This window comes from Rathayibacter sp. AY1E2 (assembly GCF_002932325.1).
GTDB lineage: Bacteria > Actinomycetota > Actinomycetes > Actinomycetales > Microbacteriaceae > Rathayibacter.
In genome coordinates this window covers 1-17,815 of record NZ_PSVO01000029.1, presented here as the reverse complement: position 1 = coordinate 17,815, position 17,815 = coordinate 1, and the positions used below count along the sequence as shown (strand labels likewise).

The following is a 17,815-nucleotide window of genomic DNA, read 5'->3' as shown; positions in this document are numbered from 1 at the left end:
TACGGAGGACCCAATGCCGAAGATCGTGACTCCGCGACGTCGGGACGTAGAGGCGGCGATCGTCGCGCGCCTTCACGACGAGATGGACCACCGGGACTGGAACATCGCGAGCCTGCTGGCCGCTCTGGAGCGGGCCGGGTATCCGATGCAGCGCACGCCCTTGAAGAGACTTCTCGATGGCGAGCGGTCAATGACAGTCGACGATGCAGCGGGCCTCGCGGCCGCTTTCGGCATCGACGTCGCTTCACTTGTCGAGCCGCCCACCGCCCGCAACAACAACCTGTTCGCCAGGGAACTACTCCTCGGAGTGAGCGCGGAGAAGGCGTGCGAAGACGCGGTGGCCCGACTCCGAGAGGCGCAGGAAGCATTGGAGCGAGCCGAGCTGGCGCGAATGCGTGCGGTGATGGGCACCGCGGCCTTCCTGGCTGACACCTCCCCGGGAGTAGAGGGCGCGACGAACGGCGAGCTACGGCAGGCCTACCTGAGGCGGGGTGCGACAAAGCTTGGGCTTCCCGTCTCCGAGCATCTCCGCGCGTTCGTAGGCCGGGTCCTTGAGGAGTACGAGGAGTACGAGGACGGTGGCATGGACCTCAACCAGCTCTGGATGAACCGCAACAGATCGAATCCACTGGACCCCTTCGGCCAGTTCCGCGCCTACGAAGCCACCGAAGAGGAGCACGGCCGATGAGCGAACGCACCCGCAAGACGAACCGGGCGAGCTTCGGGTCGACAAGGAAGCTCCCGAGCGGCCGCTGGCAGGCCCGCTACCCCGACGAGGCCGGGCGGCCGATGAACGCGCCGACGACCTTCTCGACGAAGCGGGAGGCTCTCGACCACCTCGCCGCGGTGCAGGCCGATCGCCTCCGCGGGAGCTACATCGACCACCGCTCCGGCGCCCGGCCGTTCGGCGACTACGCCCGCGCATGGATCGCTGCTGGCGGATCCCGCGGCAAGCTCGCGCCCCGCACCGCCGAACTGTACCTCGACATCCTCGACCGCCAGCTCGCCCACCTCGAAGCGATGCCGCTCAGCGCGATCACCGGTCCGACCGTGCGCTCCTGGTACGCCACCACCCGGCGCACGCTGGCGTCTGCGGCGATGAAGCGCGGCGGTACGGGCGAGACTCGGCTCCGGCAGGCGTACGCACTCCTGAGGGCGATCCTGACGACCGCGGTGAACGATCGACTGATCGCCGAGAACCCAGCCCACATCGTCGGGGCAGGAGTCGCGAAGAGCCCGGAGCGCCCGCACCTCGACGCGCCCACTTTCGCCCGCATCGTCTCCGAGCATCCTGCCGATTACCGGCCGCTGCTCGTCCTCGCGTTCGGCGCGCACCTCCGCATCGGCGAGCTGGTCGCCTTGGAGCGTCGGGACCTCGACCTCGACACCGGGACTCTCGTCGTCGAGAGGCAGACGATCACGGTCGGAGGCGAAGAGGTCACGACCCCGACGAAGACCGGCGCCTCAAGGACAGTCACGCTCCCGAGGACCGTCGTCGACATCATGCGCGAGCACCTCGACACACGCCCCGTGTCCTTCGGGAAGGCGCCACTGTTCGCTCGCCCGGACGGCCGACCGATCTCTCGGGGTCAGATCCAGTGGCAGTGGCGGAAGGCGACGACGGCCATTGGCCTGACGCAGTTCCACCCGCACGACATCAGGCACGCCGGGCTGACCGCGGCCGCTCAGGCAGGGGCGACCCTGCGCGAGCTGATGGACCGCGCGGGGCACCGGACGGCGAAGGCGGCGATGCTCTACCAGCACGTCGGCGCCGAGCGCGGACAGGTCATCGCGGCGGGCATCGACGCGGTCCTCGCGGCTGGTTCTGACAGCCGCTATGGCACGCGGATGGCACGAACCGACGAGGACGAGCTTCCGCTCCTGCCCCTGCTCGCCGAGTGATCTGTGCGCCAACCAGGGCATTCTCCTGGCGGAGGGCGTGGGATTCGAACCCACGAGACGTTTCCGCCCACCAGTTTTCAAGACTGGCTCCATCGGCCGCTCGGACAGCCCTCCCGGCCGCTCCCGCAGGAGCGACACCCGATAGTAACCGCCGAGCGCGCGGGACCGTCGTCAGCGCAGCGCCGAGAGCGCGACCGCCACGCCGTCCTGGTGGACCGAGGGGACCACGGCGGAGGCCACGGCCCGCACCTCGTCGGGCGCCTGCCCCATCGCGAGCCCTGCGCCCTCGGCGGCGGCCCAGGTGAGCATCTCGATGTCGTTGCGGCCGTCGCCCAGCGCGACCACGTCGCTCCGCTCGATGCCCAGCTCCTCGCGGACGACCTCGAGCGCGGTGGACTTGTTGACGCCGTGCGGGGCGATGTCGAGCCAGGCGGTCCAGCCGATCGCGTAGCTGACCTGGTGCAGGCCCATCTCCTCGACCAGCGAGGTGAACTCCTCGATGCCGGTCTCGGGCGAGATCACGACGACGCGGGTGCACAGCCGGCCGAGCAGCTCCTCGAAGGGGACGTGGGTCGTCTCGGCACCCATCACGGCACCGCCCGGGAACGCCTCGGTGTAGAAGAAGGCGCCGTCCGCGTCCTCGACGGCGTAGTGCGCGTCGGGGAGGGAGCGGCGGATGGTCTCGAGGACCTCCGTCGGGTCGAAGGTCTCGACCGTCTCGGGGACGTAGGCACCGGACGCGTCGCGGCGGAGCGTGACCGCTCCGTTGCAGCAGATCACGTACTCGGGCGAGATCCCGAGGCGCTCGACGACCGGCAGGGTGGAGGAGGGCGAGCGCCCGGTGGCGAGCATCACCTCGTCGCCCTGGGCGGCCACGCGGGTGATCGCGTCCGTCACCGCGCGGGTGATGGTCCCGTCCTCGTGCATGACGGTGCCGTCGATGTCGAGGGCGACGAGGCGGCGGCCGGAGGCGCGGGCCGCGCTCATGCGACGGGCTCGAGCACCTCGAGGCCGCCGAGGTGGGGCCGCAGCGCCTCGGGGACGAGCACCGAGCCGTCCGCCCGCTGGTGGGTCTCGAGGAGGGCGACGATCCAGCGGGTGGTCGCGAGCGTGCCGTTGAGGGTGGCGACCGGAGCCGTCCTCCCCGACTCGGTACGGTAGCGGGTGTCGAGGCGGCGGGCCTGGAACGTGGTGCAGTTCGAGGTCGAGGTCAGCTCGCGGTAGGTCTCCTGTGTGGGGACCCACGCCTCCACGTCGAACTTGCGCGCCGCGCTCTGGCCGAGGTCGCCGGCCGCCGTGTCGATGACGCGGTAGTGCAGGCCGAGGCTCTGCAGGACGTCCTCCTGGTACGAGAGCAGGCGCGCGTGCTCCGCCTCCGCGTCCTCGGGGAGGGTGTAGACGAACATCTCGAGCTTGCTGAACTGGTGCACGCGGATGATGCCGCGGGTGTCCCGTCCGCCCGAGCCCGCCTCGCGGCGGTAGCAGGTACTCCAGCCCGCGTAGCGCTTCGCGCCGCCGGAGAGGTCGAGGATCTCGTCGGCGTGGTAGCCGGCGAGGGCGACCTCGCTGGTGCCGGTGAGGTAGAGGTCGTCGTCGCGGAGGCGGTACACCTCGTCGTCGTGCTCGCCGAGGAAGCCGGTGCCGTCCATGATCTCGGGGCGCACGAGGGTCGGCGTGATCAGCGGGGTGAAGCCGGCGGCGAGCGCCTTCTCGAGGCCCAGGTTCATCAGCGCGATCTCGAGGCGGGCGACCAGGCCCTTGAGGAAGTAGAAGCGCGCGCCGCTGACCTTCGCGCCGCGCTGCATGTCGATGCCGTCCAGCAGCTCGCCGAGCTCGAGGTGGTCGCGCGGGGCGAAGTCGAAGACGGGGCGCTCGCCGACCGTCCTGACGAGCTCGAACGACTCCTCGCCGCCCGCGGGGACGCCCTCGATGATCGGGTTGGCGATGCGCTTCACCAGCACGGTGAAGGCCTCGTCGGCCTCGGACGCCTCCTGCTGGGCCTGCTTGGCGGCGGCGGCGAGGCGCTGGGCCTCGGCGACGAGGGCCGCCTTCTCGTCCTTCGGAGCCTTGGCGACGGTCTTGCCGAAGGCGTTCTGCTCGGCCCGGAGCCGCTCCGCCTCGGTGATCGCCGCACGGCGCACGCGGTCGGCCTCGAGCGCCTCGTCGACCAGCTCGACGGAGTCGCCGCGCGCCTCCTGCGAGCGCTTCAGGACGTCCGGGTTCTCGCGCAGAAGTACGGGATCAATCACCCCAGCAGTGTAGAGGAGGGCCGGGACGGGCCGCCGCCCGCGCGTACCCCCGGGACCGGCTGAGCATCGGCCGCGAGGAGGCATCCGATCGCGCGGACGGCTGCGAATGTGAGTCATCCCCTTGAGAACGTCCCCCCGCGTTCGACACCCCTGCTCCCCTGAAGGCTCTCCCATGCACGCCACCCCCCTCATCGACGCGACCCCCGGCGTCGTCCTCGAGCGCGACGGCTCCGTCGCCCGGATCACCCTCAACCGCCCCGACGCCCTCAACGCGATCGACCTCGGCACCGCGCGACTGCTGCTGAGCACCGTCGCCGACCTCGACGCCGACGCCGGCTGCTCCGTCATCGTGATCGCCGCGGCCGGCCGCGCGTTCTGCACGGGCGGCGACATCTCGGCGATCATGGGGTCCGAGAACCCGGACCACTACCTGCGCGACGTCGCGACCACGACCGCCCAGGTGATCCGCCTGCTCGAGGACAGCCGCGCCGTCGTCGTCTGCGCGATCGACGGCATGGTCGCCGGCGCCGGCATCGCCTTCGCTCTGGCCGCCGACATCGTGATCGCGACTCCCGCCGCCCTCTTCCTCAGCGCGTACGGCGACGTCGGGCTCGTCCCGGACGTCGGAGTCACCGCCGCGCTCCCCCGCGTCGTCGGCCGCCGCCGCGCCCTGGACTTCGTGCTGTCGGGCCGCCCGGTCCGCGCGGCCGAGGCGCTGGAGTGGCAGCTCGTGACCGAGGTCGTGCCGCGCGCCGACCTCGCCGGCCGCGTCGACGAGCGCGTGCGCGCCCTGGCGGCGAAGCCGGCGCACGTCGCGTCCGCCGCCCGCCGCCTCCTGCGCACCGACCCGCTCGACCGCGCCGAGCGCATCGTCGAGGAGACGGACACCCTGGTCGAGTTCCTGGCGGTCCCCGCCACGCGCACGCTCCTGGACGCCGAGCACGAGCGCCAGGCCCGCCGCGCCGCCCGGGCGACCGCCTCGCTCTGACCCGGGGCGAGCGTCCGCGACGACGCTCCGGCCCGGGCCGGGCGGACGTCCGCCCGACGGCCCGCGGATCGGCCGGGCGTTCTCCTCCGATCTCGGCTACGGTGGTCCCCGCGAAGGGGAGTAGTTCCCACCGTCCGCCGAGCGGACGACGAGGCGCGTCGACATGCTGGTCCGGGACGATCCGGGCCCGGCGCTCCACCCCGGCTCCGGCCGGGGCGAACGAGACCTTCGGTCAGTCGACGCACGTCCTGACCGGTCCTCTCGCGCGGGTCGGCGGACCTGAGCCAGGAGATCGCATGGCGACCACCGCCCCCACCCCCAGTCCCGCACAGGTGCGCCGCTGGCGCCGCTACCTCGCCGACGAGCTCGCCGAGGCCTCCGTGTACCGCGACCTGGCCGGCCGCCGCTCCGGCGAGGAGCGGGAGATCCTGCTCGCGCTCGCCGTGGCCGAGGGCCGCCACGAGGAGCACTGGCGGGAGCTGCTCGGCTCCGCGGCGGAGCCCGCGCCCCGCCCGGACCTCCGCACGCGCTTCCTCGGCTTCCTCACCCGCCGCTTCGGCTCCGTGTTCGTCCTCGCCCTGATCCAGCGCGCCGAGGCCCGCTCCCCCTACGCCGACGACGACGATGCCACCGAGGCCATGGCCGCCGACGAGCGGATCCACGGCGAGGTCGTCCGCGGGCTCGCCGAGCGCGGCCGGAACCGCCTCTCCGGGACGTTCCGCGCGGCGGTCTTCGGAGCGAACGACGGCCTGGTCTCGAACCTCGCCCTCGTGCTCGGAGTGGGGGCGAGCGGAGTCGGGACGGGCGTCGTCCTGTTCACGGGCATCGCGGGCCTGCTCGCCGGCGCCCTCTCGATGGGCGCGGGCGAGTTCGTCTCGGTGCGCTCGCAGCGCGAGCTGCTCTCGGCCTCCAGCCCGGACCTCGACGCGAACCGCATCGTCCCCGATCTGGACGTCGACGCGAACGAGCTCGCCCTGGTCTACCGCGCTCGCGGGATGACCCAGGAGCAGGCCGACGCGCGTGCCGCCTCCGTCTTCACGGGCCTGCGCGGCGGCGCCGTCACCTCCCCCATCACGCTGGGCGGTCCCGCAGGAGACCCCGACGTCGACGAGCACGAGTCGATCGGCACGGGCATGGGCGCGGCGCTGTCGAGCTTCTGCTTCTTCGCCTCGGGCGCGATCATCCCGGTGCTGCCCTACCTGCTCGGCCTGACGGGGCTCGCCGCGGTGGTCGTCGCCTGCGTGCTCGTGGGCATCGCCCTGCTCGCCACCGGCGCGGTCGTCGGGCTGCTCTCGGGCGCCCCGCCGCTGGCCCGGGCGCTGCGCCAGCTCGGGATCGGCTACGGCGCGGCCCTGGTGACCTACCTCCTCGGCCTGCTCTTCGGCGCGTCCGGAGTCTGAGCCTCGGCCTCGAGGAGCTGCGCGGACTCGCGCGGCTCCTCGGCGCGGGGCCGCACGGCGACGCCGCGCCACCGCAGCGCCGCCACTCCGACCGCCAGCAGCAGCGACGCCGGCAGGCAGCCCAGCAGGGGGATGCAGGAGTAGTAGAGGAGCTGCCGCTGGATCCACGCGGGCGAGGGCACGTCGGAGTCGCCGTAGTAGGGCGGAGGCGGCGAGGAGTAGCCGGTGTAGAGGAGCGCGAGGCCGATCAGGGTCCCCGCGAGGCCGGCGAGCAGGAGCACGAGGAGCCACGGGTTCCGCAGCAGGGGCGCCTCGCGCACGGGCTCGGCGGGAGCAGCGGGAGCGGGGTCGGCGGCCGGCTCCGGCAGGGGTGCGGGCGCGGTCTCGGCGCCGAGGCGGTGCGACCGCCGGCCCTCGGCGGCTCCGGCGATGTCGGGCAGGGCCATGATGCGGCGCGGTCCCGGCACGGACGAGGAGCCGGGGCGGACCACGCGCGACTCCGGGAGCGCGGGACGAGCGGCGGCGCCGGACGTGGCGGGGGCGGCACCCGAGCCGGGCCTCGCGAACGCCCGCTCGTCGCCTCTCAGACGCTCCACCGGTCCCGAGAACCCGCGCTGGAAGGCCGGGTCGTAGCGCGGGTCGACCCGTTCGTCGTCGTCAGTCATCGTCGCGACCCGTCATCGTCGTCCCCGGTCATCGTCGACCTCCGGCTCGTGGGAGAGGATCCCGCGCAGCCAGTCGCGGGCCTCGAGGAACACCTCGTCGTCGTAGCGTCGCACGGAGGTGACCGGGCGGCGGTCAGCGCGCGGATACGAGCCGAGGAAGATCACCTTCGGGCTGAAGCGCCGCAGCCCCATCAGCGCGTCGGCGACCCGCTCGTCCTGGACGTGCCCGTCGAGGTCGATGACGAACCGGTATCGGCCGAGGGCGTCGCCGATCGGCCGCGACTGGATCATGCTCAGGTTCACCCCGCGGGTCGCGAACTGCTCGAGCATGTCGAGCAGGGCGCCCGGCTGGTCGGCCGGGAGCTCGGCGATCACGCTGGTCTTGTCGGCGCCGGTCGGCTCGGGCAGCGCGTGCGAGCGCGAGACGTGCACGAAGCGCGTGACGGCGTTCGGGTTGTCGCCGATCCGCTCCGCCAGCACCGCGACGTCGTGGTGGGCGACGATCCCGGGAGGGGCGATGGCCGCGTCCGCGGGAGATCCGCCCAGCAGGTCGACGGTGGCCTGGACATTGCTGGAGGCCGGCAGGTGCTCGTGGCTGGGGATCTCACGGTCGAGCCACACCCGGCACTGCCCGTAGGCGACGGGGTGCGCGGCGACGGTGCGCACCTCCTCGAGGCTCGTCCCCGGGCGGCCGACCAGGATGAACGACACCGGCACCAGGTACTCGCCGACGATGCGCAGCCCCGGGATCCGCGCCAGCGCGTCCTGCGCGGCCGTCACTCCGCCCTCGACCGAGTTCTCGATCGCGATCACCGCGCCGTCACTGCGGCCGGTGACCAGATCGCTCAGCGCCTCCCCCACGTTCGCGACGCTGCGCCACAGCTGTCCGCGCGCCTCCGGGACCTGCGCGAGGGCCGCCTCCGTGAACGTGCCGCTGGGCCCGAGATAGCTGTAGGCACGGGTCTCGGGGGCGCTGTCGGGCATGGCGCAAGCCTAGCCAGCCGCGGTACCCCTGGAGGGGGCCGGACTGCCACTATGGACCGCATGACCGATCGCGCAGGGAAGCCGGCACAGGCCTCCGATCTCATCGACGTCGAGGCCCTCGTGAGGGCGTACTACGAGAAGAAGCCGGACGTCTCCGACCCGGCTCAGAAGGTGGTGTTCGGCACCTCGGGCCACCGCGGATCCTCGTTCGACACGGCCTTCAACGAGGACCACATCGCCGCCGTCACCCAGGCGATCGTCGAGTACCGGACGGAGCAGGGCATCACCGGCCCGCTGTTCATCGGCGCCGACACGCACGGGCTCTCCCGCCCGGCCCTCACCACCGCCCTCGAGGTCCTGGTGGGCAACGAGGTCCGCGTGCTCGTGGACGAGTTCGACGACTTCGTGCCGACGCCGGCGCTCAGCCACGCGATCCTCCGCTACAACAACGACCCCGCGCACACCGACCGGGCCGACGGCATCGTGGTGACCCCCTCGCACAACCCGCCCCGCGACGGCGGCTTCAAGTACAACCCGCCGCACGGCGGCCCCGCCGACTCCGACGCGACGACCTGGATCGCCGACCGGGCCAACGAGCTCATCGCCGACGGCAACCGCGGCGTGACCTCGGCCGAGCCCTCCGCGGTCGAGACGTACGACTACCGCACGCACTACGTCGCGGACCTGGCGAACATCATCGACCTCGACGCGATCCGGAAGGCCGGTGTGCGGATCGGGGCCGACCCCCTCGGCGGCGCCTCCGTGCACTACTGGCAGCTGATCGCCGAGATGCACGGCCTCGACCTGACCGTGGTGAACGGGGAGGTCGACCCGGCCTGGGGCTTCATGACCCTCGACTGGGACGGCAAGATCCGGATGGACCCGTCCTCCCCCAGCGCGATGGCCTCGGTGGTCGCGCGCGCCGGCGACTTCGACATCCTCACCGGCAACGACGCCGACGCGGACCGGCACGGCATCGTCACCCCCGACGGCGGGCTGATGAACCCCAACCACTACCTGGCCGTCGCGATCGACTACCTCTACCGCCACCGCACCGGCTGGCGCGAGGACGCGGCGATCGGCAAGACGCTGGTCTCCTCCTCGATCATCGACCGGGTCGCGGAGTCGCTGGGCCGGCGCCTCTGGGAGGTCCCGGTGGGCTTCAAGTGGTTCGTCCCCGGGCTGGTCGACGGCTCGGTCGGCTTCGGGGGCGAGGAGTCCGCGGGCGCCTCGTTCCTCCGCTTCGACGGCACCGTCTGGACCACCGACAAGGACGGCATCCTCCTCGCGCTGCTCGCCTCCGAGATCGTGGCGGTCACCGGGAAGAGCCCGTCGGCGCTCTACCGCGAGCTGACCGAGCGCTTCGGCGACCCGGTCTACGAGCGCGTGGACGCGGTGGCGACGAAGGCGCAGAAGGCGGCCCTCGGCAAGCTGGACGGCGACGCGATCGCGGCGACGACCCTCGCCGGGTCCGAGATCACCGCGAAGCTCTCGAAGGCGCCCGGCAACGGCGCGGCCGTCGGAGGCGTCAAGGTCGTCACCGAGGACGCCTGGTTCGCCGCGCGCCCCTCCGGCACCGAGGACGTCTACAAGATCTACGCCGAGAGCTTCCGCGGCCTCGACCACCTGCACGAGGTCCAGGCCGAGGCGCGCACGATCGTGGACGCGGCGCTGAACTCCTAGGCGCTTCGCTCAGTCGCCCGAGAAGGCTCGTTCCCGACCAGGAGAACGAGCCTTCGGGCGACTCAGCGGCGGTGAGGCGGGGGCCGGCTACCAGCGCGGGTGGACGGTGGGGCGGAAGTGGGTGTCGTAGAGGGCGTTCACGGCCTCCATGAAGGCGGGGCCGAGGGGCGCGGCGGAGGCGGCGGCCGCGTTGGCGCGGGCCTGCTCGGGCGAGCGGGCGCCGGGGATCACCGAGGTGACGCCCTCCTGCTGGATGATCCAGGCGAGCGCGGCCGCCGCGGGGGCGAGGCCGTGGTCGTCGGCGAGGCGGGAGAACTCCTGCGCGGCCTCCACGCCGGTCGCGAAGTCGACGCCCGAGAAGGTCTCGCCGACGTCGAAGGCGGAGCCGTCGCGGTTGTAGCTGCGGTGGTCCTCCGGCGCGAACACGGTCTCGGTCGTGTAGCGGCCGCTGAGCAGGCCCGAGGCGAGCGGGACGCGCGCGAGGATGCCGACGCCGGCCTCGCGGGCGGCGGGCAGCACCTCGTCGAGCGGCTTGAGGCGGAACGCGTTCAGGATGATCTGGACGCTCGCGACGTTCGGGCGGGCGATCGCGGTCAGCGCCTCCTCCGTGCGCTCGACCGAGACGCCGTAGGCGGCGATCGCGCCCTCGGCGACGAGGGTGTCGAGGGCGTCGTAGACGGCGTCGTCGGAGTAGACGGAGGTGGGCGGGCAGTGCAGCTGCACCAGATCGAGAGTGTCGACGCCGAGGTTGGCGCGCGAGCGGTCGGTCCAGGCGCGGAAGTTGTCGAGCACGTAGTTGGCGGGGATCTGCTCCGCGCGACGGCCCATCTTGGTGGCGACGAAGACCTGCGCGTCGGGGTGCGCCGCGCGGTAGGCGCCGATCGTCCGCTCGCTGCGGCCGTCGCCGTAGACGTCGGCGGTGTCGAAGAGTGTCACCCCCGACTCCACTGCGGCGTCGAGCACGGCGAGGGCGTCGGTCTCGGCGACGTCCCCCCAGTCGGCACCGAGCTGCCAGGTTCCGAGGCCGACGACGGAGACGGGGGCGCCGGTGCGTCCGAGGATTCGAGTTTCCATGCCTCCACCGTAGGTGCGGCCGAGCCCGCGGCGGACCCCCTTGCGCGTGCTCTAACGTCGAGGGCATGCCCCTCCTCGTGCTCGGAAGCGCCAACCTCGACCACGTCCACCGGGTCGCCCGCATCCCCGCTCCCGGAGAGACGGTGCTCGCCCTCGACGCGAGCACCTTCCCGGGCGGCAAGGGCCTCAACCAGGCCGTCGCGGCCGCACGGACCGAGCCCGGCACCGTCTTCGTCACGAGCCTCGGACGCGACTCGGCAGGAGACCGGCTCGCCGCGGTCCTCGGCGAGGAGCCGCTGGAGCTGCGCGCCCGCCGCGGCGACGTCCGCACCGGCACCGCGCAGATCACCGTGGACGAGCGCGGGGAGAACGCGATCGTCGTCGACTCCGGAGCGAACGCCGCCCTGGTCGGGTTGACCGCCGAGGAGTCGGCCCTGGTGGCGGCGGCCGACGCCCTGCTCCTCCAGCTCGAGGTCCCGACAGCGACGGTGACGGAGGCGGCCCGCGCCGCGCGCGCCGGCGGCACGGTGTCGATCCTGAACGCCGCCCCGATCGGACCGCTGCCGGAGGAGCTCCTGGCGGTGCTCGACGTGCTGATCGTCAACGAGCACGAGGCCCGCGAGCTCGCCGCCGATCGCGGCATCACCGCCGCCGACGACGACGCGCTCGCCGCCGCCCTCACCGCGCTGGTGCCGCTCGTGCTGGTCACCCTCGGCTCCGACGGCGTCGTCGTGGCGGTCCGCGACCGCGAGCCGGTGCGCACCCCGGCCTTCCGGGTGGAGGCCGTGGACACCACCGGCGCCGGCGACACCTTCTGCGGCGCCTTCTCGGCCCGGCTCGCCGCCACGGGAGCACGGCTCGACGATCCGGAGCAGCTGGTCGCCCTCACCCGCTGGGCGAGCGCGGCCGCGGCGATCTCGGTCACCCGCGCCGGAGCGGCGGTGTCCGCGCCGACGGCGGCCGAGACGGACGCGTTCCTCGCCGAGCGCGCCTGAGGGGGAAGCTCCTCAGGGAGGCGCGCCTGAGCGGGAAGCTCCTCAGGGAGGCGCGCCTGAGCGGGAAGCTCCTCAGGGGGAGACGGCGCGGACACCGACCTCGGGCGGCCCGCAGCACCGTCGCTCCGGTCGGCACGGTGCACTCCGAAGAAGCACGAGAGCGCTCGGCCCGGCTCCGCTCCTCGCGGCGAGGCGTCGCGGCCTGCGGACAGCCGCGCCCGCTCCCCGATCCGGCTAGTCGATCGCGGCGACCCGGACGGTCACCCGCGGCCGCAGCTCCGGATGCACCCGGACGCACCACTCGCGAACCGCGGCTCCGATCGCGCGCGCCACGTCCGGCGCGGACGCCTCCGCGGTCACGCAGAGGTCGACGGCCACGGACACCTCGTCCCCCGCGACGCGGACCAGGACCGGATCGGCGAACGTGCCGCCGCTCGCGGTGCCCAGCGGCTCGACCACGATCCCGGTCGCGCTCAGCGCCGTCGCCGCGTGCGCGAGCACGTCGCGCACCTCGGGTCTGGCCGGCATCAGGGTCGCGACGCCGTCGAGGGCGCGCAGCTCCGCAGCGAGCGCGGACACCGGATCGACCGGGGCCGCCGACTCGAGGCCGCTCACGACTCCTCCGTCCCGGGGACGTAGACGTCCTCCACGCGGACGTCGATCCTCGACACCCGCAGCTCGGTCTGGGTCAGCAGCCGCGAGTGCACGCGCTCGCGCACCTGCTGGGCCGCCTCGGCGATCGGCACCCCCCAGAAGACCGAGATCGTCAGCTCCACCACGACCTCCGCGCCCGGCTCGGCGATGTCGCCGACCAGGCGGCAGCGGCCGACCAGCACGCCGGCGACGCTGTCCCCCGCCTCGCGCACGAGTCCGCGGACCGCTCCCTCGGTGATCGTGAGCGCCACGTCGGGCTGGACGCTCGCCAGCGGGATGTCGCGTCCGGCCCGCGACTCGCGGCGGACCTGGGTGAGGATCGAGCCGAACCAGCTCTCCTCCGGCGCGGGCAGGCGTGCGGCGTCGTCGTCGATGAGCGCGCCGGAGAGGGCGCGCACGCGCTCGAGGGCGCGCAGAGTGCGCCGGTGCTCCGGCGACTCCTCGATGGCGGGGTCGTACGGAGTGCGCCCGCGGTCGAGGTAGTCGCTCAGCTCGTCGATGCCGATGCCGTCGCCCTCCTGCTCCGTCGCGTCCGCCTCCTGCTCGAGCGCGGGCGGCAGCACGACGTCGTGCTCCCCCGCGCGCTCCGGCCCGTCGCCGGGACCCTGGTCCGCGTTCATCGCGTCTGCTCCCTCATCGCCAGTCCTCCATCGCCACGACCAGCGACTCGCGCGCTCGGGCCAGCTTGCCCCGCACGGCGGTCACCGTGAGACCGAGGTGATCGGCGATCTCGTTGTACGACTCCCCGCCGACCTCGCGCAGCACCCAGCACTGCCGCTGCGACTCCGGCAGCTCGGACAGGGCGTGCGCGACAGCCCGCATGGCGTCGCTCTGCTCGGCGGCCTCGAACGGGCCGGGCTCTCGGGCCGGGGGATGCTCCACGGCGTCGACGTCGTCGGTCGGGCGGCGCTGGCGCAGCAGGTCGACGCTGGAGCGGCTGACGATCCGCATCATCCAGCTGCGCACGCTCGCCGGCTCCTTGAGCTGCGGGAGCTGCGCCCAGACCGTGATCAGCGCGTTCTGCACGGCGTCGGAGGCGTCGGCCTGCGAGCCGGTGAGGCGCCAGGCATAGGCGCGGAGGATCGACTGGTGCCGCTTGACGAGCACCTCGAAGGCGCGCACGTCGCCCTCGGCGGAGCGCTCGGCGAGCAGCGCGTCGCTCGCCGCTTCCAGTCCGGGCACGGCGCCTCCTCCCTCTCCGCTCACGCGGCCTCGGGCCGCCTCTCAGGTGACGCTCAGGAAAAAGTCCACCGAGCACCGTGACGAACGCCGTCCGGGCTCCGTCTCACTCATGAAAGCACAGCCCGACCGGATTCCCGCCGGGCCTTCGACCCCGGTCTGCTCAGCAACGGCAGCCGATGAGACGTCCAGGAGACCTCATGAGCGACACCACGCGCACCCCCTCCACCACCCGCGTCGACAAGACCTCCGTCGACACGGTCACGAGCCTCGGCGGCTCCCGGACCTCCGGCACCGCCCAGGGCACCACGGTCATCGACGACAGCGTCGTGGCCAAGGTCGCCGGCATCGCGGCCCGCCAGGTGCCCGGCGTCTTCGCCCTCGGCAACAACGCCGCCCGCGCCTTCGGCGCGATCCGCCAGGCCGTCGGCGGCGCCGACCACGCCCAGGGCGTGAGCGTCGAGGTCGGCGAGACCCAGGTCGCGGCCGACGTGACCATCGTCGTCGAGTACCCCGTGCCGATGCAGAAGGTCGCCGACTCCGTCCGCGCCGCCGTCTCCGAGGCCATCACCGAGCTCGTCGGCATGGCCGTCTCCGAGATCAACGTCGCCGTCGTCGACGTGCACATCCCCGGCGACGACAAGGACGACGAGGCCACCGAGAGCCGCGTCCGATGAGCGACTTCCAGCGCCCCGCGCCCACCGCCCCCGGCGGCCGCAGCACCGTCCTCGGTGTCGTGGTCGGCGCGATCCTCGCCTTCGCGGCCCTGATGTTCGGCTTCTGGGGCTTCGTCCTCACCGCCCTCTTCATGGCCCTCGGCGTCGTGATCGCCCGCATCGCCGACGGCACCCTCGACGTGCGCAGCCTCGTGGACGTGTTCCGCGGCCGCACCACCTCCCGCTAGGAGCCCACTGTGACCGCTCTCGACACGCGTCCCGCATCGCCGGTGGCGGGCACCGTCACCATCACCGTCCGCTCCATCGAGCGCGCCGCCGTGGCGATCGTCCACGAGGAGCTGGGCGTGGAGGTCTCCGCGATCCGCGTCCGCCTCTCCGACGACAGGGGCGGCCTCGCCCTCGCGGTGACCGCGCCGGTCGTCGTCGAGCCGGGCACCGCCCCGGCCGGCGGCTCCCTGCTCGAGCGCCTGCACGGCGACCGCACCCGCATCGCCTCCCGCATGGAGGCGCTGACCGGGCGCACCGTCAGCCGGATCGACATCCGGGTCACGGGCACCCGCACCCGAAGCACGAGGAGAGTCGCATGAGCCCCGCACCGTCGGCGCCCGACACCCGCTACAGCCGCTACCTCCGTCGCGAGACCCACAAGTCCCGCTCCGCCGCGCAGATCGTCGTCCTGGTGCTCATCGCCCTGGTCGCGGCCTACGTCGGCACGGAGGCGGTGCTCGCGATCCTCGGCGCCACGCCCCTGCTCGCCGCACCGTCCGCCCTGCTCGGCGCGATCGTCGGAGTCGCGTCGCTGGCGAACCCCGCCCTCATCGGCGTGGCCGTCGGCACGGGCGTCCTCGCCCTGGTCCTGCTGGTGCTCGCACTGGCGCCCGGGGCCCGGGCCCGCCACACCGTGGACGACGACCGCCTCGCCGTGGTCGTGGACGACGGCGTGATCGCCTCCTCCCTGGCTCGGGCAGCCCGCACGGCCGCCCACTCCCGCCGCGAGGACACCCGCGCCTCGCTCGGCCGGCGCACCGCACTGGTCGAGGTGACCCCCGCCTCCGGCATCGCGGTCGACCGCGACGCCGTGCAGAGCGCCGTCGACGAGGAGCTCGCCCGCATCGGCGCGAAGCCCGCCCCGCGCTCCACCGTCCGCGTCTCGACCTCCGGGAGGATCTGATGACCACGAGCAACCGCTTCGTCAACCGGCTCGTCCTGCTCGTCGTGGGCCTCGTGCTCGCGCTGGTCAGCGCCGGAGCCGTCCTGATCGCCGTCTCGCAGCCGGTCCGCGACTCCGTCCTCTCCTTCGCCGACGGCGAGGGCGCGGCCCTGGTCTCGCGCCTCTCCCCCGAGGAGGGCACCGCTTGGAGCGATGCCGCCGTCCTGTGGCCGCTCTACGCCGTCGTCGGGATCTGCCTCCTCGGCATCGTCCTCGCGCTGGTGATGGCCTTCGACCACGGTCACGGCCGCACCGGCACCGTCCTCCGCGACGAGGCCGAGGGCACGCCCGCCGGAGGGATCGAGATCGCGACCGGCTTCGCGGAGGACGTCCTCGAGACGGCTCTCGCCGGGCGGACGGAGCTCCTCGACGTCACGGTCGCGGCCTACCGCCACGGCTCCGAGACGGCGCTGAAGGTGCGCGTCCTCCCCCGCGGCGGCGTCTCGCCCCGCACCGTGGTCGACGCCGTGCACCAGGAGGTCGACGCGCTCGACGCCCTGCTCGGCGCCCGCCTGCCGGTCCTGCTCGAGGTCGCCTCGAGCGCCCGGGCCGGCTTCTCCAAGGAGGACCGGGTCGCCTGACCCCGGTCCCGCAGCTTCCCCGGCACCCGCCGGCGGATGGTCACACCGAACAGAAGGAGCCCCTCATGGGTGCAGACGACAAGATCCGCAACGCAGCCGAGAACCTGGTCGGCAAGGCCAAGGAGGCCGTCGGCAAGCTGACGGACAACGAGCGCCTCGAGGCCGAGGGCCAGGCCGACCAGACCAAGGCCCACACCAAGAAGGTCGGCGAGGACGTCAAGGACGTCTTCAAGAAGTGATCTGACCGGAACCTCGACGGGGCCGTCACCGCATCAGCGGTGGCGGCCCCGTCGTCGTGCGTGGAGCGGGTGCGTCGAGCGTCAGACGCCCCAGAACATGATCCGGCCGGCGGAGGCCGCGTCGATGCTCTGGTCGTGGTTGTCGGCGGTGTGCGAGGAGTAGAGGATCCTGTCGCCGTCGACGCTGGTCACGACGCCCGTGTGGTCCCAGTCGCCCGAGCCGTCCCAGTCGAACTGGACGATGTCGCCCGGCTTCACCCGGCTCCGCTCGGAGTCGGGGATGGCGGTCGCGCGCTCGGGGTGCGCGGCGAGGTAGGCGTTGAACGCTGTCGACGACGCCCAGGCGGAGCTGTAGCCGCCGGAGGAGGAGTAGCTCCACTCGCCGTCCATCTCCCAGCCGCGGGCGATCAGCGACTGCGAGGTGAAATTGACGCAGTCGTTGCCCGAGATCACGCCGTACTGTGCCGAGTTGTAGTCGTTCCAGTAGGTGGAGAGGTAGTCGAGCTGCGAGGCCAGGCGGCTCGCGTCCAGCGCGGCCTGGGCCTTCGCGGCCTCGATCGCCGGGTCGGGCGTGTAGGCGAAGGTGATCGCCGAGGCGACGACCTTCGTGCTGGCGAGCACGCCGGTCGCGGCGGGGCTGGGAGTGGCGGTCGCGGTCGGGGCGGCGAGGTCGGTCGAGGCCTCGGCCGTCGTGCCCTCCGCGGCGCCCGACGTGTCGACGGCCGGCTGCACCGCGTCGGCCGGGGTCCCGTCGACGGTGACCGCCGCGGCGGAGTCGGTGACTGCGTCGAACGTGATGGCCTGACCGTCGGCGTCGAAGAAGGCGACCGGGACCTCGCCCGCTGCCTCTCCGTCGGCCGGAGGGGCGGTGACCGTGATCTGGTCGGGGTTGTCGACCGCGACGCTGCCCTCGGCCTCGCCGAAGCGGACGGTGGCGACCGAGTCAAGGTTCGATCCCTCGAGCGTCACGCTCGTGCCGCCGGCGACGGTGCCGGAGGTGGTGGAGACGGAGCTGAGGACGACCCGGGCGGAGGCGGTGGTCGCGGGGAGCACGGCGACGCTGGTCGAGGTCGGAGCAGCGGACGGCGTCGCGGTGGCCGACTCGGCCGAGGAGCCGGTGCCGACGGTGAGGCTCAGGCTCGACGCGACGGCCACGACGACGAGCCCGCCGGAGACGGCGAGCGCCAGCGTGCGCGGGGACGGGCGGAAGAAGGAGGCGCCGCGGCGGGCGGGCGCGGTGCGGAGCCGGTGCCCCTCCGCTTCGCGGCGGTCGCGGCGGGACGAGAACGATCCCTCCGGGGCGGGGTGCACCGGGGCGGGAGCCGAGGGCTGCGC

General features: G+C 73.3%; 21 protein-coding genes and 1 tRNA gene. 12 read left to right on the top strand and 10 right to left on the bottom strand.

Features of this window, described 5'->3' with window-relative positions:
• Window positions 1-13 precede the first annotated feature (13 nt).
• Together C5C49_RS15305 and xerC are read left to right on the top strand one after the other, a co-directional pair.
• Window positions 14-688, top strand: a complete 675-nt coding sequence (locus C5C49_RS15305) for a hypothetical protein (protein ID WP_104346488.1) — start codon at window positions 14-16, stop codon at window positions 686-688.
• A complete protein-coding gene (gene xerC / locus C5C49_RS15300; RefSeq protein WP_104346487.1) occupies window positions 685-1,902 on the top strand; it encodes a tyrosine recombinase XerC in 1,218 nt (405 codons plus the stop codon). The genes C5C49_RS15305 and xerC overlap by 4 nt, the downstream gene beginning before the upstream one ends.
• 26 nt (window positions 1,903-1,928) lie before the next feature.
• Here the strand turns inward: xerC and C5C49_RS15295 are convergent.
• From C5C49_RS15295 to serS, 3 genes are all read right to left on the bottom strand, one after another.
• Window positions 1,929-2,016, bottom strand: a tRNA-Ser gene (locus C5C49_RS15295).
• Window positions 2,017-2,073: 57 nt separating this feature from the next.
• Window positions 2,074-2,889 (bottom strand): HAD family hydrolase, encoded by an 816-nt coding sequence (locus C5C49_RS15290; RefSeq protein WP_104346486.1) that lies wholly within the window; start codon window positions 2,887-2,889, stop codon window positions 2,074-2,076.
• A complete protein-coding gene (serS, locus tag C5C49_RS15285) occupies window positions 2,886-4,151 on the bottom strand; it encodes a serine--tRNA ligase (RefSeq protein WP_104283213.1) in 1,266 nt (421 codons plus the stop codon). Before serS ends, C5C49_RS15290 begins: the two co-directional genes overlap by 4 nt.
• Window positions 4,152-4,323: 172 nt before the next feature.
• Here serS and C5C49_RS15280 point away from each other — a divergent pair, with 172 nt between their 5' ends.
• Entirely contained in the window at window positions 4,324-5,139 is an 816-nt protein-coding gene (locus tag C5C49_RS15280; RefSeq protein ID WP_104255682.1) for an enoyl-CoA hydratase/isomerase family protein, read from the top strand.
• 296 nt (window positions 5,140-5,435) lie between these two features.
• A complete protein-coding gene (locus C5C49_RS15275; protein WP_104224963.1) occupies window positions 5,436-6,539 on the top strand; it encodes a VIT1/CCC1 family protein in 1,104 nt (367 codons plus the stop codon).
• Here the strand turns inward: C5C49_RS15275 and C5C49_RS15270 are convergent.
• Window positions 6,500-7,204 (bottom strand): hypothetical protein, encoded by a 705-nt coding sequence (locus C5C49_RS15270; protein ID WP_104346485.1) that lies wholly within the window; start codon window positions 7,202-7,204, stop codon window positions 6,500-6,502. The genes C5C49_RS15275 and C5C49_RS15270 overlap by 40 nt on opposite strands.
• A 12-nt stretch (window positions 7,205-7,216) precedes the next feature.
• Complete coding sequence (gene pheA, locus C5C49_RS15265) at window positions 7,217-8,188, bottom strand: prephenate dehydratase (RefSeq protein ID WP_104247578.1); 972 nt, start codon at window positions 8,186-8,188, stop codon at window positions 7,217-7,219.
• Between the two features lie 60 nt (window positions 8,189-8,248).
• On the opposite strand from pheA, the gene pgm reads away from it, so the two are divergent.
• Complete coding sequence (pgm, locus tag C5C49_RS15260; RefSeq protein ID WP_104224971.1) at window positions 8,249-9,871, top strand: phosphoglucomutase (alpha-D-glucose-1,6-bisphosphate-dependent); 1,623 nt, start codon at window positions 8,249-8,251, stop codon at window positions 9,869-9,871.
• Between the two features lie 87 nt (window positions 9,872-9,958).
• Here pgm and C5C49_RS15255 read toward each other — a convergent pair whose 3' ends face one another.
• Entirely contained in the window at window positions 9,959-10,945 is a 987-nt protein-coding gene (locus tag C5C49_RS15255; RefSeq protein ID WP_104226781.1) for an aldo/keto reductase, read from the bottom strand.
• A gap of 65 nt (window positions 10,946-11,010) precedes the next feature.
• On the opposite strand from C5C49_RS15255, the gene C5C49_RS15250 reads away from it, so the two are divergent.
• A complete protein-coding gene (locus tag C5C49_RS15250; RefSeq protein ID WP_104346484.1) occupies window positions 11,011-11,940 on the top strand; it encodes a ribokinase in 930 nt (309 codons plus the stop codon).
• Window positions 11,941-12,174: 234 nt separating this feature from the next.
• On the opposite strand, the gene C5C49_RS15245 is transcribed toward C5C49_RS15250, so the two are convergent.
• From C5C49_RS15245 to C5C49_RS15235, 3 genes are read right to left on the bottom strand one after another with little or no spacing between them, the layout of a single operon-like run.
• Window positions 12,175-12,555, bottom strand: a complete 381-nt coding sequence (locus tag C5C49_RS15245) for a hypothetical protein (protein WP_104233946.1) — start codon at window positions 12,553-12,555, stop codon at window positions 12,175-12,177.
• Window positions 12,552-13,214 (bottom strand): Asp23/Gls24 family envelope stress response protein, encoded by a 663-nt coding sequence (locus C5C49_RS15240; RefSeq protein WP_104233947.1) that lies wholly within the window; start codon window positions 13,212-13,214, stop codon window positions 12,552-12,554. The genes C5C49_RS15245 and C5C49_RS15240 overlap by 4 nt, the downstream gene beginning before the upstream one ends.
• Window positions 13,215-13,227: 13 nt before the next feature.
• Complete coding sequence (locus tag C5C49_RS15235) at window positions 13,228-13,776, bottom strand: RNA polymerase sigma factor (protein ID WP_104346483.1); 549 nt, start codon at window positions 13,774-13,776, stop codon at window positions 13,228-13,230.
• A 197-nt stretch (window positions 13,777-13,973) separates the two neighbouring features.
• Between C5C49_RS15235 and C5C49_RS15230 the strand changes: the two genes are divergently transcribed.
• The 6 genes from C5C49_RS15230 (at window position 13,974) to C5C49_RS15205 (ending at window position 16,480) form a co-directional block, all read left to right on the top strand.
• Window positions 13,974-14,450: an Asp23/Gls24 family envelope stress response protein gene (locus C5C49_RS15230; protein WP_104226785.1), complete on the top strand. Its 477-nt coding sequence runs from the start codon at window positions 13,974-13,976 to the stop codon at window positions 14,448-14,450.
• A complete protein-coding gene (locus C5C49_RS15225; protein ID WP_104224954.1) occupies window positions 14,447-14,677 on the top strand; it encodes a DUF2273 domain-containing protein in 231 nt (76 codons plus the stop codon). The genes C5C49_RS15230 and C5C49_RS15225 overlap by 4 nt, the downstream gene beginning before the upstream one ends.
• Window positions 14,678-14,686: 9 nt before the next feature.
• On the top strand, window positions 14,687-15,037 hold the full coding sequence (locus C5C49_RS15220; protein ID WP_104224953.1) for a hypothetical protein: 351 nt from the start codon (window positions 14,687-14,689) through the stop codon (window positions 15,035-15,037).
• Window positions 15,034-15,621 carry a DUF6286 domain-containing protein gene (locus tag C5C49_RS15215; RefSeq protein WP_104274367.1) on the top strand — a complete coding sequence of 196 codons (588 nt, stop codon included), beginning with the start codon at window positions 15,034-15,036 and terminating at the stop codon, window positions 15,619-15,621. Before C5C49_RS15220 ends, C5C49_RS15215 begins: the two co-directional genes overlap by 4 nt.
• A complete protein-coding gene (locus C5C49_RS15210; protein ID WP_104346482.1) occupies window positions 15,621-16,241 on the top strand; it encodes a hypothetical protein in 621 nt (206 codons plus the stop codon). The genes C5C49_RS15215 and C5C49_RS15210 overlap by 1 nt, the downstream gene beginning before the upstream one ends.
• A 65-nt stretch (window positions 16,242-16,306) precedes the next feature.
• Window positions 16,307-16,480 carry a CsbD family protein gene (locus C5C49_RS15205; RefSeq protein ID WP_104226788.1) on the top strand — a complete coding sequence of 58 codons (174 nt, stop codon included), beginning with the start codon at window positions 16,307-16,309 and terminating at the stop codon, window positions 16,478-16,480.
• An 81-nt stretch (window positions 16,481-16,561) separates the two neighbouring features.
• Here the strand turns inward: C5C49_RS15205 and C5C49_RS15200 are convergent.
• On the bottom strand, window positions 16,562-17,815 hold a 1,254-nt coding region (locus C5C49_RS15200), incomplete at its 5' end, for an amidase domain-containing protein (RefSeq protein WP_104346481.1).

Excerpts from the sequence above, each read along its gene's own strand:
- C5C49_RS15305 (WP_104346488.1), top strand. The coding sequence starts at position 14 with ATGCCGAAGATCGTGACTCCGCGACGTCGGGACGTAGAGGCGGCGATC.
- xerC (WP_104346487.1), top strand. The coding sequence starts at position 685 with ATGAGCGAACGCACCCGCAAGACGAACCGGGCGAGCTTCGGGTCGACA.
- C5C49_RS15290 (WP_104346486.1), bottom strand. The coding sequence starts at position 2,889 with ATGAGCGCGGCCCGCGCCTCCGGCCGCCGCCTCGTCGCCCTCGACATC.
- C5C49_RS15280 (WP_104255682.1), top strand. The coding sequence starts at position 4,324 with ATGCACGCCACCCCCCTCATCGACGCGACCCCCGGCGTCGTCCTCGAG.
- C5C49_RS15275 (WP_104224963.1), top strand. The coding sequence starts at position 5,436 with ATGGCGACCACCGCCCCCACCCCCAGTCCCGCACAGGTGCGCCGCTGG.
- C5C49_RS15270 (WP_104346485.1), bottom strand. The coding sequence starts at position 7,204 with ATGACTGACGACGACGAACGGGTCGACCCGCGCTACGACCCGGCCTTC.
- pheA (WP_104247578.1), bottom strand. The coding sequence starts at position 8,188 with ATGCCCGACAGCGCCCCCGAGACCCGTGCCTACAGCTATCTCGGGCCC.
- pgm (WP_104224971.1), top strand. The coding sequence starts at position 8,249 with ATGACCGATCGCGCAGGGAAGCCGGCACAGGCCTCCGATCTCATCGAC.
- C5C49_RS15255 (WP_104226781.1), bottom strand. The coding sequence starts at position 10,945 with ATGGAAACTCGAATCCTCGGACGCACCGGCGCCCCCGTCTCCGTCGTC.
- C5C49_RS15250 (WP_104346484.1), top strand. The coding sequence starts at position 11,011 with ATGCCCCTCCTCGTGCTCGGAAGCGCCAACCTCGACCACGTCCACCGG.
- C5C49_RS15240 (WP_104233947.1), bottom strand. The coding sequence starts at position 13,214 with ATGAACGCGGACCAGGGTCCCGGCGACGGGCCGGAGCGCGCGGGGGAG.
- C5C49_RS15230 (WP_104226785.1), top strand. The coding sequence starts at position 13,974 with ATGAGCGACACCACGCGCACCCCCTCCACCACCCGCGTCGACAAGACC.
- C5C49_RS15225 (WP_104224954.1), top strand. The coding sequence starts at position 14,447 with ATGAGCGACTTCCAGCGCCCCGCGCCCACCGCCCCCGGCGGCCGCAGC.
- C5C49_RS15215 (WP_104274367.1), top strand. The coding sequence starts at position 15,034 with ATGAGCCCCGCACCGTCGGCGCCCGACACCCGCTACAGCCGCTACCTC.
- C5C49_RS15210 (WP_104346482.1), top strand. The coding sequence starts at position 15,621 with ATGACCACGAGCAACCGCTTCGTCAACCGGCTCGTCCTGCTCGTCGTG.
- C5C49_RS15205 (WP_104226788.1), top strand. The coding sequence starts at position 16,307 with ATGGGTGCAGACGACAAGATCCGCAACGCAGCCGAGAACCTGGTCGGC.